The organism is Sphingomonas sp. (assembly GCF_036269755.1).
GTDB lineage: Bacteria > Pseudomonadota > Alphaproteobacteria > Sphingomonadales > Sphingomonadaceae > Sphingomonas.
This window is the reverse complement of record NZ_DATBDV010000021.1, coordinates 22,228-35,787: the sequence shown is the minus strand read 5'-3', so window position 1 is coordinate 35,787 and position 13,560 is coordinate 22,228. Positions and strand designations below refer to the sequence as shown.

11 protein-coding genes and 1 tRNA gene are annotated in these 13,560 nt (G+C 65.6%); 8 read left to right on the top strand and 4 right to left on the bottom strand.

Translation table 11 applies throughout. The features are described 5' to 3' along the window. Window positions 1-27 precede the first annotated feature (27 nt). From VH326_RS13985 to VH326_RS13975, 3 genes are all read left to right on the top strand, one after another. The gene (locus tag VH326_RS13985) at window positions 28-1,209 is read left to right on the top strand and encodes an efflux RND transporter periplasmic adaptor subunit (protein WP_329632544.1); all 1,182 of its coding nucleotides are present in this window, start codon (window positions 28-30) and stop codon (window positions 1,207-1,209) included. An 11-nt stretch (window positions 1,210-1,220) separates the two neighbouring features. After that, complete coding sequence (locus VH326_RS13980) at window positions 1,221-4,361, top strand: efflux RND transporter permease subunit (RefSeq protein ID WP_329632450.1); 3,141 nt, start codon at window positions 1,221-1,223, stop codon at window positions 4,359-4,361. A 78-nt stretch (window positions 4,362-4,439) separates the two neighbouring features. Further along, window positions 4,440-5,708, top strand: coding sequence for a DUF445 domain-containing protein (locus VH326_RS13975; RefSeq protein WP_329632449.1), 1,269 nt, complete (start codon window positions 4,440-4,442; stop codon window positions 5,706-5,708). Here the strand turns inward: VH326_RS13975 and VH326_RS13970 are convergent. After that, the gene (locus tag VH326_RS13970) at window positions 5,705-6,421 is read right to left on the bottom strand and encodes an HAD-IB family hydrolase (RefSeq protein ID WP_329632448.1); all 717 of its coding nucleotides are present in this window, start codon (window positions 6,419-6,421) and stop codon (window positions 5,705-5,707) included. The genes VH326_RS13975 and VH326_RS13970 overlap by 4 nt on opposite strands. A gap of 12 nt (window positions 6,422-6,433) precedes the next feature. On the opposite strand from VH326_RS13970, the gene VH326_RS13965 reads away from it, so the two are divergent. The 4 genes from VH326_RS13965 to VH326_RS13950 are packed head-to-tail and all read left to right on the top strand — an operon-like array spanning window position 6,434 to window position 9,926. Next, window positions 6,434-7,534, top strand: a complete 1,101-nt coding sequence (locus VH326_RS13965) for an ABC transporter permease (protein WP_329632447.1) — start codon at window positions 6,434-6,436, stop codon at window positions 7,532-7,534. Next, complete coding sequence (locus tag VH326_RS13960) at window positions 7,531-8,382, top strand: ABC transporter ATP-binding protein (RefSeq protein ID WP_329632446.1); 852 nt, start codon at window positions 7,531-7,533, stop codon at window positions 8,380-8,382. Before VH326_RS13965 ends, VH326_RS13960 begins: the two co-directional genes overlap by 4 nt. Next, window positions 8,382-9,332, top strand: coding sequence for an MlaD family protein (locus VH326_RS13955; RefSeq protein ID WP_329632445.1), 951 nt, complete (start codon window positions 8,382-8,384; stop codon window positions 9,330-9,332). The genes VH326_RS13960 and VH326_RS13955 overlap by 1 nt, the downstream gene beginning before the upstream one ends. Further along, window positions 9,333-9,926, top strand: a complete 594-nt coding sequence (locus tag VH326_RS13950; RefSeq protein ID WP_329632444.1) for an ABC-type transport auxiliary lipoprotein family protein — start codon at window positions 9,333-9,335, stop codon at window positions 9,924-9,926. 2 nt (window positions 9,927-9,928) lie between these two features. Here the strand turns inward: VH326_RS13950 and VH326_RS13945 are convergent, their stop codons facing one another. Continuing rightward, entirely contained in the window at window positions 9,929-10,819 is an 891-nt protein-coding gene (locus VH326_RS13945; RefSeq protein ID WP_329632443.1) for a peptidylprolyl isomerase, read from the bottom strand. A gap of 87 nt (window positions 10,820-10,906) precedes the next feature. Here VH326_RS13945 and VH326_RS13940 point away from each other — a divergent pair. Next, a tRNA-Ser gene (locus tag VH326_RS13940) sits at window positions 10,907-10,997 on the top strand. 440 nt (window positions 10,998-11,437) lie between these two features. Here VH326_RS13940 and VH326_RS13935 read toward each other — a convergent pair. Next, entirely contained in the window at window positions 11,438-12,781 is a 1,344-nt protein-coding gene (locus VH326_RS13935; protein WP_329632442.1) for a GH1 family beta-glucosidase, read from the bottom strand. Then, entirely contained in the window at window positions 12,778-13,551 is a 774-nt protein-coding gene (locus tag VH326_RS13930) for a prolyl oligopeptidase family serine peptidase (protein WP_329632441.1), read from the bottom strand. The genes VH326_RS13935 and VH326_RS13930 overlap by 4 nt, the downstream gene beginning before the upstream one ends. Between the last annotated feature and the right edge of the window lie 9 nt (window positions 13,552-13,560).

Here is a 13,560-nt window from a genome sequence, read left to right as displayed (position 1 = left end):
AATGACGGGCGTGGGGACGTGGCTGAGATGAATTACGAGTCGGGCGACATGTACGCGATCACCGACGACAGCGAGCGCAAGCGCTCGCGGCGCTGGCTGATCATCGGGGCCGCCGTGGTGGTCGTGCTGATCCTCGCGTTCGTCCTGATGCGTCCGCACAAGCCCGCCGCGCCGGCGGGTGCCGGCCCCACCGCGCCGCAGGGCGACCAGCTGCCGGTGGTTTCCGTCGGCGTCCCCGGCAACAACGCGGTCGCGCGCCAGGTCGCCGCGACCGGATCGCTCGCGGCGCGAGTCGAGATGCCGGTCGGCGTCGCCGGCGAAGGCGGGCGCGTAACCGCGGTGCTGGTCCAGCCCGGCCAATGGGTCGGCGCGGGCCAGGTTCTGGCGACGGTCGATCGCTCGGTCCAGACGCAGACCGCGGCGTCGCTCGCGGCGCAGATCCGCGTCGCACAGGCCGATGCGACGCTGGCGCAATCCGAACTGGACCGCGCAATGAAGCTCGTTTCGGGCGGGTATATCTCGAAAGCCGACATTGAGACCAAGACCGCGACTCGCGATGCGGCGAACGCGCGCGTTCGCGTGGCCGAAGCGACGCTGGCGCAACAGCGCGCGGCGAACGGCAGGCTCGATATCCGCGCGCCTGCGGCCGGGCTGGTGCTGAGCCGCTCGGTCGAACCAGGCCAGATCGTCAGCGCCGGGTCGGGCGTGCTGTTCCGCATCGCGAAGGGCGGCGAGCTCGAATTGAAGGCCGATGTGGCCGAAAGCGATCTGCCGGGCATCTTCGTGGGCGCCGTCGCGACGGTCGTCCCGGTCGGAGGCACCGCCAGCTATACCGGGCATGTGTGGCAGTTGCCGGCGGTGATCGATCCGCAGACCCGCCGCGGCACGGTGCGTATCGCGCTGCCGTTCGACCGCTCGCTGCGTCCCGGCGGGTTCGCCTCGGCGACGATCCAGATCGGTGCCAATACCGCGCCGGTGCTGCCCAACGCCGCGATCCAGACCGACGCGCAGGGCAATTACGTCTATGTCGTCGACAAGAACGACAAGGTGCAGCCGGTTCGAGTGACGACCGGTGAAGTCACCGACGCCGGCGTGGCGATCGTCAGCGGCCTCGCCGGCAACGAGCGAGTCGTGCTCCAGGCCGGCGCGTTCCTGAGCCCCGGGCAGAAGATCAAGCCGGTGCTCAAGCCGATGACCGCGACCAAGTAAGGACCAAGTCCATGGGCTTCCGCAACATTTCCGCCTGGTCGATCCGAAATCCGGTCCCCAGCCTCGTGCTGTTCTTCATGCTGTCGATCGCGGGGCTGTTCGCGTTCTTCACCATGCAGGTCAACCAGGACCCGGACATCGATTTTCCGTTGGTGTTCGTGGTCGTCTCGCAACCCGGCGCGGCGCCGACCGAGCTCGAGAACCAAGTCACGCAAAAGATCGAGACTGCCGTGCGCAGCCTGTCGGGGGTCGACGAGATCGATTCGACCGTCACCGAAGGCAATTCGCAGACCGCGGTCCAGCTCCAGATCGGCACCAACACCGACCGCGCGATCGAGGATATCCGCAGCGCGATCCAGCAAGTGCGCAGCTCGCTGCCCGACGGCATCCTCGAACCGCAAGTGATCCGGATCGACACCAGCGGCAACGACCTGGCGAGCTATGCGGCGATCTCGACCGCGATGACGGTCAAGAATCTCAGCTGGTACATCGACGACACCGTCACCAAGGAGTTGCTGTCGGTCCCCGGCCTATCCACCGTCAATCGCAACGGCGGCGTCGACCGGGAGATTCGAGTCAAGCTCGACCCCGCGCGAATGCAGTCGCTCGGGCTGACCGCGGCGCAGGTCAACGCGCAGCTGCGCCAAGTCAACCTCAACGCCGCCGGCGGCCGCGCGGAGATCGCCGGCTCCGAACAGACCGTGCGCGTGCTCGGCAACGCCAAGGATGCGTATAATCTCGGGCAGATGCAGATTTCGATCGGCAGCGGCCGAATGGTGCGACTGACCGACATCGCGACCGTTGTCGATGACGCTGCCGAGGCGCGATCGGCATCGCAGCTCAACGGCGCTCAGGTCATCACGTTCGACTTCCAGCGCGCCAAGTCGGCATCGGACATCAGCGTCTTCCACGGCGCCGAAAAGAAGCTCGCCGACCTCGAGAAGCGCAACCCGAACGTCAAGTTCAAGCTGATCTTCAACCAGACCGAATATGCCGAGAAGCAGTACCATTCGGCGCTCGAGGCGATGGGCGAAGGCGCTTTGCTCGCCGTCGTGGTCGTGTTCCTGTTCCTGCGCGACTGGCGGGCGACCGCGATTTCCGCGCTCGCCATTCCGCTCTCGGCGATCCCGACCTTCTGGGTGATGCAGCTGATGGGCTTCACGCTTAACCAGATGACATTGCTCGCACTCAGTTTGGTGGCGGGCGTGCTGGTCGACGACGCGATCGTCGAGATCGAGAACATCGTCCGGCACATGCGCATGGGCAAGACCGCGTACCAGGCAGCGATCGACGCCGCCGACGAGATCGGCATTGCGGTGCTCGCCACCACCATGTCGATCGTCGCGGTGTTCTTCCCGGTCGCGCTGATGCCCGGCGTTGCCGGCCAGTTCTTCAAGAATTTCGGCCTCACCGTCGTCGTCTCGGTGCTGATGAGCCTTGCCGTCGCTCGCCTGATCACGCCGATGATCGCCGCCTATTTCCTGCGGGCGAAGGGGCACGCCAAGCATGGCGAAGGCCGGATGATGGACTGGTACATGAACACGCTGCGCTGGACGCTGCGGCATCGCTGGTCCGCCATCGTCGGCGGCGCGTGCGCACTGGTGCTCACGATCTTCTTCTTTATGATCCTGCCGCAATCGTTCCAGCCTGATCAGGACCAGGACGATACGACCGCCAACATCGAGATGGTGCCCGGCACCACACTCGCCGAGACCCAGACGGTCGCGGACCAAGTCTATAACTTGCTCAAAGCGCAGCCGCAGGTAGCGGACGTCTATACCCGCACGTTCGTCGGCAATGCTCGCGTCACCGCGATCTTCAAGAAGGACAAGGACATCACCAGTGTCCAGTTCGAGCGCCGGCTGGCGCCGCAGCTGGCGCAAATCACCGATGCGCGCGTGTCGTTCCGCTCGCAACAAGGCTGGGGGTCGAGCGGGCGCGATATCACCATCGTCCTCGGCGGCGCCGATCCGGCCAAGCTCAATGACCAAGCGCAGAAGATCGTTGCCGATCTCCAGAAGCTCAAGGTCGTCACCGCCCCGCGCGTGCAGGGCGATCTGCAACAGCCCGAGCTGATCATCCGCCCGCGCTTCGATGTCGCCGCCGATCTCGGCGTCACCACCGCCGCTTTGTCGAGCACGATCCGCCTCGCGACGCTGGGCGATATCGACCAGAACAAGGCGAAGTTCTCGCTGAGCGATCGCCAGGTGCCGATCACCGTGGCGCTCGAGCAATCCTCGCGCTCGCGAATGTCGACGATCGAGAACCTGCCGGTGCCGACCGCAAATGGCGGATCGGTGCCGCTGTCGACCGTCGCCGATATCGGGTTCGGCGCGAGCCCGAACAAGATCGCGCGAGTCCAGCTCCAGCGCCAGGTGACGATCGGCGCCGACCTCGGGATCAACCCCAAGACCGGCAAGCCGTTGGTATCGGGCGAAGCGTGGAAGCAGATCAGCCAGATCCCCTCGCTCAAGAACCTCCCCGCCGGAATCAGTCAGCTGACGCTTGGCCAGCAGAAGTGGCAGGGCGAGATGATCAAGAACTTCTTCATCGCGCTCGCGTCGGGCATCTTCCTCGTGTTCGCGGTGCTGGTGCTGCTCTACCGCCGCATTCTGCCGCCGTTCGTCAACATGGGCTCGCTGCTGCTCGCGCCGTTGGGTGGCTTGATCGCGTTGTGGATCGCCGGCCAGCCGATTTCGATGCCGGTCTATATCGGGCTGCTGATGCTGTTCGGGATCGTCGCCAAGAACTCGATCCTGCTGATCGACTTCGCGCTCGAGGAAATGGGCAAGGGCGTACCGAGCATGGAGGCGATCGAGGATTCGGGTCACAAGCGCGCGCAGCCGATCGTGATGACCACGGTGGCGATGGTCGCCGGCATGGTGCCGACCGCGCTGTCGCTGTCGGGGGACGCGTCGTGGCGCGCGCCGATGGGCACCGTCGTGATCGGCGGGCTGATCCTGTCGACCGTGCTGACGCTGCTCATCGTGCCGGCAAGCTTCAGTCTCGCGATCGGAATCGAGGCATGGCTCGGGCCGAAGCTGACCCGCCGCCTGCTGACCTATCGCCCCGGCGACGAAAACCGCCCGGTAATCGACCAGCCCGGGCCGCGCACGCCGATCGGTTACGGTGGAGCGCAGCCGGCGGAATGATAACGGGCAAGCCCCTCCCCTTCTGGGGAGGAGCTTTATGAACTTGAACCTTCCTCGGTTTGAGCGATTGTCCTTTCAATGACGCTGCCGCGCGCGCTTCTCAACGGCTCGGCCGCCATCCCGCCTGCGCTCACGCGGATGCGGATCGTCGCGACCGCGTTGCTGCTCGCGATGGCAGCGCTCTACCTCTTCGCGCGATCGCTCGATGCAGGCCACCCGGCCTGGGGGTTCGTCCGCGCCTTCGCCGAGGCGGCGATGGTCGGCGGGCTCGCCGACTGGTTCGCGGTCACTGCGCTGTTCCGCCACCCGCTCGGCCTGCCGATACCGCACACCGCGATCGTGCCGCGCAACAAGGACAGGATCGGGGACACGCTCGCGCAATTCCTGCGCGACAATTTCCTGATCCCCACCGTGGTCGCCCGGCGGATGCGGCGAGTCGACGTTGCCGCCGCAGCCGGGCGCTGGCTGGCCGATCCCAAGGGAGCGACCGAGGGTCGGTTGCGCCGCGGTGCGTCGCGGCTCGCGGCCGACATGCTCGAATCGCTCGATCAGGAGCGATTGGGTGGGATGGTGCGCGCGACGCTCGCGCAGCGGCTGCGCGCGCTGGAGATCTCGCCCTTGCTCGGCAACGCGCTGAACGCGGCGATCGCCGAGAACCGCCACGTCCCGCTGCTCGACGGGATCGTAAAATGGGCGGCCAAGCTGCTCGAGGCCAACGAGCCGGTGATCCGCGCGATGGTCCACGAGCGCGCGGGATCGCTGATGCGCTGGACCGGGCTCGACGAGACGCTGGCGAACAAGATCATCGCCGGACTCGACGGACTGATCCGCGACATGGCGTCGGAGCCCAACCACCCGTTGCGTGCCAAGGCAGACGAGGGGCTCGCGCAGCTCGCGCACGACCTCCAGCACGACGATGCGATGCGGGCGCGGGTCGAGGGATTCAAGGCCGAGCTGCTCGACAATCCAGCGCTCGCGGATTGGTGGCAGGGCATTTGGGAGCACATGCGCGCGGCGATGCTCAAGATCGCGCGCGATCCCAATTCGATGATGGCGGGGCGCTTTGGCGAAGCGCTGCGTCAGCTCGGCACGACGCTTCAGGACGATCCCGAACTGGCGCGCACGATCAACCGCTTCGTCCGCCGCGCCGCGGTCGGCGCCGCCGCCGATTATGGCGACGCGATCGTGCGGCTGGTGTCCGAGACGGTGCGCGGTTGGGATGCTCGGACGATCACGCGACGGCTGGAAAACGCAGTCGGCCGCGATCTCCAATATATCCGCATCAACGGCACGCTGGTCGGCGGCCTCGTCGGGCTTGCGATCCACGCGCTCGACGTGGCGTTCTAGCGCCAGTCGAGGATCGGCCAGCCCTTTGCCAGCGCCATGTCGCGCAACTGGACGTGCGGGTTGACCGCGAACGCCTCGTCCGCCCAGTCGAGCGTCGGCGCGTCGGAGACATGGTCCGAATAGAAGCGGACATGCGCGTCGGCGCGCGCGATCCCCTCCCCCGCCATCCAGGCCTCGATCATCCTCAGCTTGGCGTCGGCGTAGCAATTCTCGCCCGCGATTCGCGCGATCAGCCGGTCGCCGTCCACCGTCGACGGCGTGGCGATCACATCCGCGATGCCAAGCGCCGCCGCGATCGGACGGACGTAGAAATCGTACGAAGCGGTCGCGAGCACGACTCGATATCCGGCAGCCTGATCCGCCGCGATTCGCGCCCGGGCGTCGACGCGAACCTTCTTGGCAGCGACCCGCTTGCCGAACCGCTCGGCCGCCGTGGCGACGGTCGCCAGCTTCGCGCGGCGGCCCACCACAAGCGCCTGCGTCATTTCCTTGAGCCGGGCACGGTCGATCCGCTTGGCGAGGTACAATCCTGCTGGCCCCAACGTCGCGATCAGCGGAAGCACGTCCCACCACCGACGCCGCGCATAGGTCGCCAGGAACGGCGTCCAGGTCGCACCCTTGGTGATCGTCTTGTCCATGTCGTAGATTGCCAGGCGGTGCATTGCGTGCGTCATGACGCGCATGTTGTTGCCGATCCAGCCAATATCTTTCATGGTTGCCGACGAATGAGCGATCCTGCGACCTTCACCGAGACCGATGGCGGCAAGACGCTGCGTTTTGCGGGCAGGCTGTCGCTGGCCAATCTCGGCGACTTGCCAGACCGGCTCGCCGCGCATGACGGCGCGGTCGAACGGCTCGATCTGGCGGGGATCGACCGGCTCGACACGATCGGCGCTTGGACGATCCACCGCTATGCGCAGAAGACCGGCGCTGCGGTCGAGGGGCTGAGCGCCGACCAGCGGCATCTGTTCGAGCAAGTCCAGCAGGCGGACCAGCCGGTCAGCATCCGCGGCGAGCGCGTCCCCGCTTTTCGCCGAGTGTTGGGTGAGATCGGCGACGCCACGATTCAGGCCGGCAAGACGCTGTACGGGCTGCTCGGCTTTCTCGGCGCGACGACGCTCGCGTTCGGCAGCATCATCAAGAACCGCCGCTTCCGCTTCAACGCGACCGTCCAGCGCTTCGAAGTGGTGGGTGTCACCGCGCTCGGCATCATCGGGCTGATGAGCTTCCTGATCGGCCTGGTCATCGCCCAACAAGGCGCGGTCCAGCTCCGCCAGTTCGGCGCCGAGGTCTATACGATCAATCTGGTCGGTCGTTTGAGCCTGCGCGAGCTCGGCGTGTTGATGACCGCGATCATGGTGGCCGGCCGCTCGGGCTCGTCGTTCGCGGCGCAGATCGGCACAATGAAGCTGACCGAGGAAATCGATGCGATGCGCACGATCGGGGTGTCGCCGATGGAAGCTTTGGTGGTGCCGCGCGTGATGGCGACGGTGATCATGATGCCGCTGCTCGGTTTCTATTCGGCGCTGATCGCGATCATCGGCGGCGGGTTGCTGTGCTGGGCGTCGCTCGATATCCCGTTCATCACCTATGTCCAGCGGATCCGCGAGGTGGTGCCGATCACCGACGTCTATATCGGGCTGATCAAGGCGCCCGTATTCGGCGGGATTGTCGCGATGGCGGGGTGTTTCCAGGGAATGCAGGTCGAAGCCGACGCCGAGCAGGTTGGTCTGCGTACCACCGCTGCGGTGGTCCAGGGAATTTTCCTGGTGATCGTGCTCGACGCGTTCTTCGCAGTGTTCTTTTCCTGGATCGGCTGGCCATGAGCGACACCGCCATCCCGGCTCCCGCTTCCGCGCAGGCCAAGGGCCGCGACGTCGTCATTCGCGTGCGCGGGCTCAAGAACCGCTTCGGCGATCAGGTGGTGCACGACGATCTGGACCTCGACGTCTATCGCGGCGAAATTCTTGGCGTGGTCGGCGGATCGGGCACCGGCAAGTCGGTGCTGATGCGATCGATCATCGGGCTGCAGACGCCCGATGCCGGCGAAGTCACCGTTTTCGGCGAGCCGACGATCGGCCGCGAGGAGACCGAGGCGACCAACATCCGCAAGCGCTGGGGCGTGCTGTTCCAGGGCGGCGCGCTGTTCTCGACCTTGACTGTCGCCGAGAATGTCGAGGTGCCGATCAAGGAATTCTACCCCGATCTCGACGCCGTGCTGCTCGACGAGATCGCGTCGTACAAGGTGGTGATGACCGGCCTTCCCGCCGACGCCGGCCCCAAATACCCCGCGGAACTGTCGGGCGGCATGAAGAAACGCGCCGGGCTCGCCCGGGCGCTCGCGCTCGACCCCGAATTGCTGTTCCTCGATGAGCCGACCGCCGGGCTCGACCCGATCGGTGCTGCGGCATTCGACGAACTGACTCGATCGCTCCAGCGGACGATGGGGCTGACCGTGTTCCTGATCACCCACGATCTCGACTCGCTCTACGCGATCTGCGACCGCGTCGCGGTGCTGGCCGATGGAAAAGTGATCGCGGTCGGTACCATCGACCAGTTGATCGCGTTGGACCATCCGTGGATCGAAGAATATTTCAAGGGACCGCGGGGGCGCGCCGCGATCGCGACGCAGGAAGCGCAAGACGACGTGCCGCAACAAGCAGGGGCTAAGTGATGGAAACGCGTTCCAACCATGTGCTCGTCGGCGGGGTCGTGCTGATCCTGCTCGCGGTGCTGGCGCTGTTCATGGTGTGGATCTCGCGCTTCGGCTCCGAGAACAAGCGCGAGTACGACATCTATTTCAAGCAATCGGTCGATGGCTTGGCAAAGGGCTCCGCGGTCAATTTCTCCGGCGTGCCGATCGGCCAGGTCAAGGACATCGCGCTCGACGCCAAGTCCCCCGAATTCGTCCGCGTGCGCGTGTCGGTCGAGGACAAGACGCCGGTGCTGCTCGGCACCACGGCGGCGGTCCAGGGCAGCTTTACCGGTCCCTCGACCGTCCAGCTCGACGGCGCGCAGACCGGCAAGCCGCTGATCGATTGCTCGAACAGCGCGTGCCCGCTGGGGGTGCCGCTGATCCCGGCCAAAGCGGGAGGGCTGGGCGCCTTGCTGTCGAACGCGCCGCAACTGCTCGAGCGGCTGACGACGCTGACCGAAAAGCTCACCGGGCTGTTGAGCGACCGCAACCAAGTGTCGATCGCAGGCATCCTCGACAATACCAACAAATTGTCCAAGGCGCTGGCGGATCGTGGGCCGGAAATCGCCGCGACGCTGGCGGAGACTCGGATCGCGATCCAGAAAGCGGGCGTCGCGTCGCAGCAGATTGGCGATCTCGCCGCGACCACCAACGGCGTGCTGTCGAACGACATCAAGCCCACCATCGCCAATCTCAACAAGACGATCGGATCGGCGCAACGCGCGATGCAGACGCTCGACGCGACGCTGGGCGATGCGCGGCCGGGACTGCAGGCCTTTTCGAAACAGACCATCCCCGAGGTTGGTCAATTGGTCCACGACCTGCGCGAAATGGCCGCGTCGCTGTCGTCGGTCGCCGAAAAGATCGATCGCGGCGGCGCCGGGTCGATCGTCGGCAGCCCCAAGCTCCCCGACTACAAGGGCAAGTAAATGACGCGCATCCGCACTCTCGCTCCGCTCCTCGTCCTGGCGCTGCCGCTCGCCGGCTGTCTGAGTTTCGGCGGCAAACCGCCCAAGGCATTGCTGACGCTGACACCGACCACGACGTTGCCGGTCGGCGCCTCGCAGAATTCGGCGAGCGCCAAGACGATCACGATCATCGTGCCGGCGGTGCCGCAGAGCCTGGCGGTCGCGCGGATCCCGGTGACGACCGGGGACTCGGTCGCCTATGTCACCAACGCCGCCTGGGTCGAGGCGCCGCAGCGGCTGTTCGCGCGGCTGATGTCCGACACGATCGCGGCCAAGACCGGCCGCGTCGTGCTGTCGACCGCGCAATCGTTCAGCGACCCCGGCGCGCGACTGTCGGGCGATCTGCGCAATTTCGGGATCGACGGGTCGACCCATGAGGCGGTGGTGACCTTTGATGGCGCGCTGATCCGCGGCGCCGACTCGAGCAAGGTCGAGAAGAAGCGCTTTGAGGCGCGCATGCCGATCTCGCCGATCGATTATACGACGGTCGGCCCGGCACTCAACCAAGCCGCCAACCAGGTAGCCGGCGAAGTCGCCGACTGGATCGGCGGCTAAAGTTATTTCTTTGGCCGCACCGGCACGGGCACGTTGCAAATGTCGGCCCCGCCTGCGGGCACGGTGAAGAAAGGCGGCTCGCGGTTCTCACGCGCGTGGAGATAGCGCGCGAAGGCTGGCGAGGTCGGCGCGAGATATTCGAAATGCGGTCGGTCGCCGGCCGGCAGCGCGCTCGCCAGCCGCGCGCTGACGATCGGCGTCGGCTTCTGCGCATCGCCGTAGAAGCCGAGCTTGCCCGTGCCGCGCTCGAGCGACGACAAAGCGTCGATCCCCTCGATCACCCGTCCCACCAACGCGATGTTGCGATCGAGCGCGCGCGGCGCGTGTCCGATCACCGCATAGAGTTCCGCGCTGCTTCCGACCGATGGCGCCAGGTCGCGCCCGACGCCGACCATGCCGTAGCAATGCGTCAACCAGCTCGATTTGCCGTCCGACGCGATCGGCCAGCCGCTCGCATCGAACCCCGCGATGCTGGCGAAACTGTCGGGCCGGGTCAGCCGAACGCTCGGCACGCCTGCCGTGCGAATATATTCGGCCGGCCCATCGTCGGCGACACCGGCGGGCAACTTCTTCTTCTCGGTCACGTCGCCCCACTGCGCGACGTAATTGTCCTGCACGCGATAGACGCTGGTCGAGTCCCACCAGCGCGCGTTGACGAGGACCCGCATCCGCTCGACGTGCCGCGGCGCGAACGCCGGCGCGAGCTGCACGATGACGCGGCGCCCATTGGCGAGCGTGAAGATCAATATGTCGTCGTCGGGGATCGTCCGCCACGCCGAGGCGGGTGCAGCCGCGACGATATCGCTGGGCGACAGCGGCGGTTTGGGGGCGGGCTGTGCTGGGGTGGCAGCTTGCGCGAATAACGCGGCGGCGAGCGGCAATAGGATCGGCATGGAAACGAAGCTGCCACAAGGCGGCCCGTCGGGGCAAGCGCTTGCGCCGCGCCGCGCCGCCGCCTAGGGCCAGGGCTCCCGGCATGCGGAGCGGTGGCCGAGTGGTCGAAGGCGCTCGCCTGGAAAGTGAGTATACGTCAAAAGCGTATCGAGGGTTCGAATCCCTCCCGCTCCGCCAAGCACCCCCAGAACTAGTCTCTTGATCAGGGGCCGCGCTCCAAGCGCCCGGCCTTGCGGCCCTATTCGTCCGCAAACCATTGGGCGGTCCTCTCTCGGCCGCGAACTGCGCGGCAGTGCGCGCGCGATTGCGGGCGGGTCTCTTCCGGTTTCATGGTCGGGTGAGTTTCCCTGTTATTCGCCATAACAGGGAAAAATCTAAAATTTCCGCTCAAAACAGGCCAATCGAGACCGATTTAGGCAGTTGCCGCGCCATTTAACGCGGCGAAATCCGCAAGTTAGCCGCCGCTAAAAGCCGTTTCCCTGTTAATTCGCCGAACAGGGAATTTAATTCTCGTAACAGGGAAGCGATTCGGCATAACAGGGATCGATCGACCGCGCGATTTCAGAACGCATATTGCGCGAAGGCTCTCCCTGACCTCGAACTTCTTCGCGAGCCGATCAGCTCAAGTTTGCTCCGTTCATAGCTATCACCTCCCTGTATAATTTAGCCGAGTCCTTCAGCGTGCGCTCCTGTGTCGCGAAATCGACGTGGATGATTCCGAACCTTTTGGAAAAGCCGAGCGACCACTCAAGGTTGTCGAGCAGCGACCACAGCATGTAGCCCTTGACCCGCGCGCCCTGCTGGATCGCCTGGCCGACTGCCGCGATGTGCTGCTTCAGGTACGACACGCGCAATGGGTCCTCGACCCGTCCCTGTTCGGCCATGGGCGGGTCATAGAACGCCGCGCCATTTTCGGTCACATAGAGCGCCGGATCGCCATACTGGTCCTTCACCCATAACAGGACGTCGACCAGCCCCTGTGGGTACACTTCCCAGTCCGTGGTGGTGTAGGTCGCGCTCGGCTGGCGGACCATGCCGGCGCGCACCGGGAAGCTGTCGTCGGCCTTGGCAACGTTGCGCGTATAGTAATTGACCCCGACGAAATCGATCGGCTGCTTGGCCAGTGCCATGTCCTCAGCCGGCCAGTCCGTCCATGCCTCGCCGAATATCTCGGCGAGTTCGGGCGGGTTGCTGCCGAGCACGGCAGGATCGAGATATTGGCGGTTCATGTAGGCGGTTGCGCGCGCGGTCGCGGCTTGGTCCTCCCGCGCGCCGGAGGCGGCGTATTTGGGCTCGAGGTTCACCACCAGCCCGATCTCGTGTTTCCCGACGTCTCGATACGCTTTCACCGCGGCGCCATGCGCGCGCATCAGGTTTCGGCTGGCGATCGGCGCTTCGAATACGTTCTTGTGACCGGGGGCGAGCGCGCCGTGGAGGTAGCCGCCATCGGTGATCACCCATGGCTCGTTGAGTGTCACCCATTTCTTCACGCGCCCGTCGAGCCGATCGAACATCACGCGGCCGTAGTCGGCGAACCATTCCGCGCTGTCGTGGTTGAGCCAGCCGCCGCGATCGTCGAGCGCCGCCGGCAAGTCCCAGTGATAGAGCGTGCAGAGCGGCTCGATGCCGTGCTCCAGCAGCGTGTCGACCAACCGCTCGTAGAAATCGAGCCCCGCAGCGTTCACGCGGCCGGTTCCCTCGGGCAACACGCGGCCCCACGCAGCCGAGAAGCGATACGCCTTCAGCCCCAGTTCCTTCATCAACGCCACGTCCTGCGGCATCCGGTGGTAATGGTCGCAGGCGACGTCGCCGGTGTCGCCCTTCGCCGCCATCAGCCGCGGGTCGTGGCTGAAGCGTTGCCAGATCGACGCGCCCGCACCGTCGGCAAGCGGCGAACCTTCGATCTGATAGGCGGCGGTGGCGCATCCCCACAGGAAATCGTCGGGAAACGGATTGGTCATCGGTTAACGGGCCTTTTCTTCGCTGAAATATTGGGTTCGAGATCGCCCGGTGCTGGCGTCGCGCGACGCTGCTCGAGCAGCCAGCGCCACATCGCCGGGTCATCGTAAGCCGGCTCCCACGATCCGTGGCTCATTTGCGGATAGATGGTCATTTTGGGCCGCACGCTTCCTTTGCACGCGTCCACCGCCTTGACGATCGCAAACCCCGCCTGCGGATCGACGACATCGTCCTGGTCGCCGTGAAACGCCCAGATCGGCGTGTCCTTGAGCACGCAAGGGTCGGCACTGGCATCCTCCGACCGCGCTGCGACGGGCACGATCGCGGCGAATAGATCCGGGCGCTTCAATGCCCATGCCCAGGTGCCGTAGCCGCCAAGGCTGAGGCCCGTCAGGTAGATGCGGCTGGAATCGACGCGATATTTGCGGCGCAGATCGACCAGCAACAAGTCGAGCCGCTCGGGGTCCCAACGGTTACCCTCGGCCAACTCGAGCTGCGGCGAAACGAGGATGAACGGCGACCCCGAATGTTGTGCGATGGCCTTGGGCGGCCCGTTTTTCTTGACCAGTTCGATATCGGTACCGCGTTCGCCCGAGCCATGCAGGAACACCAACAGCGGCCATTTCTGCGTGGGCGCCGCAGCATAACCTTTCGGCAAGAAAATCAGGTAGGGATAGCCGCCCGCAGCCGGTGCCAGCTGCGCGGTCTGGACGCCTTCCGGAGGCGTTGGCGCCTTGGTCGCGGCGAGGCTTGCGGCTGCTGCAATGGCCATCAAAAACCT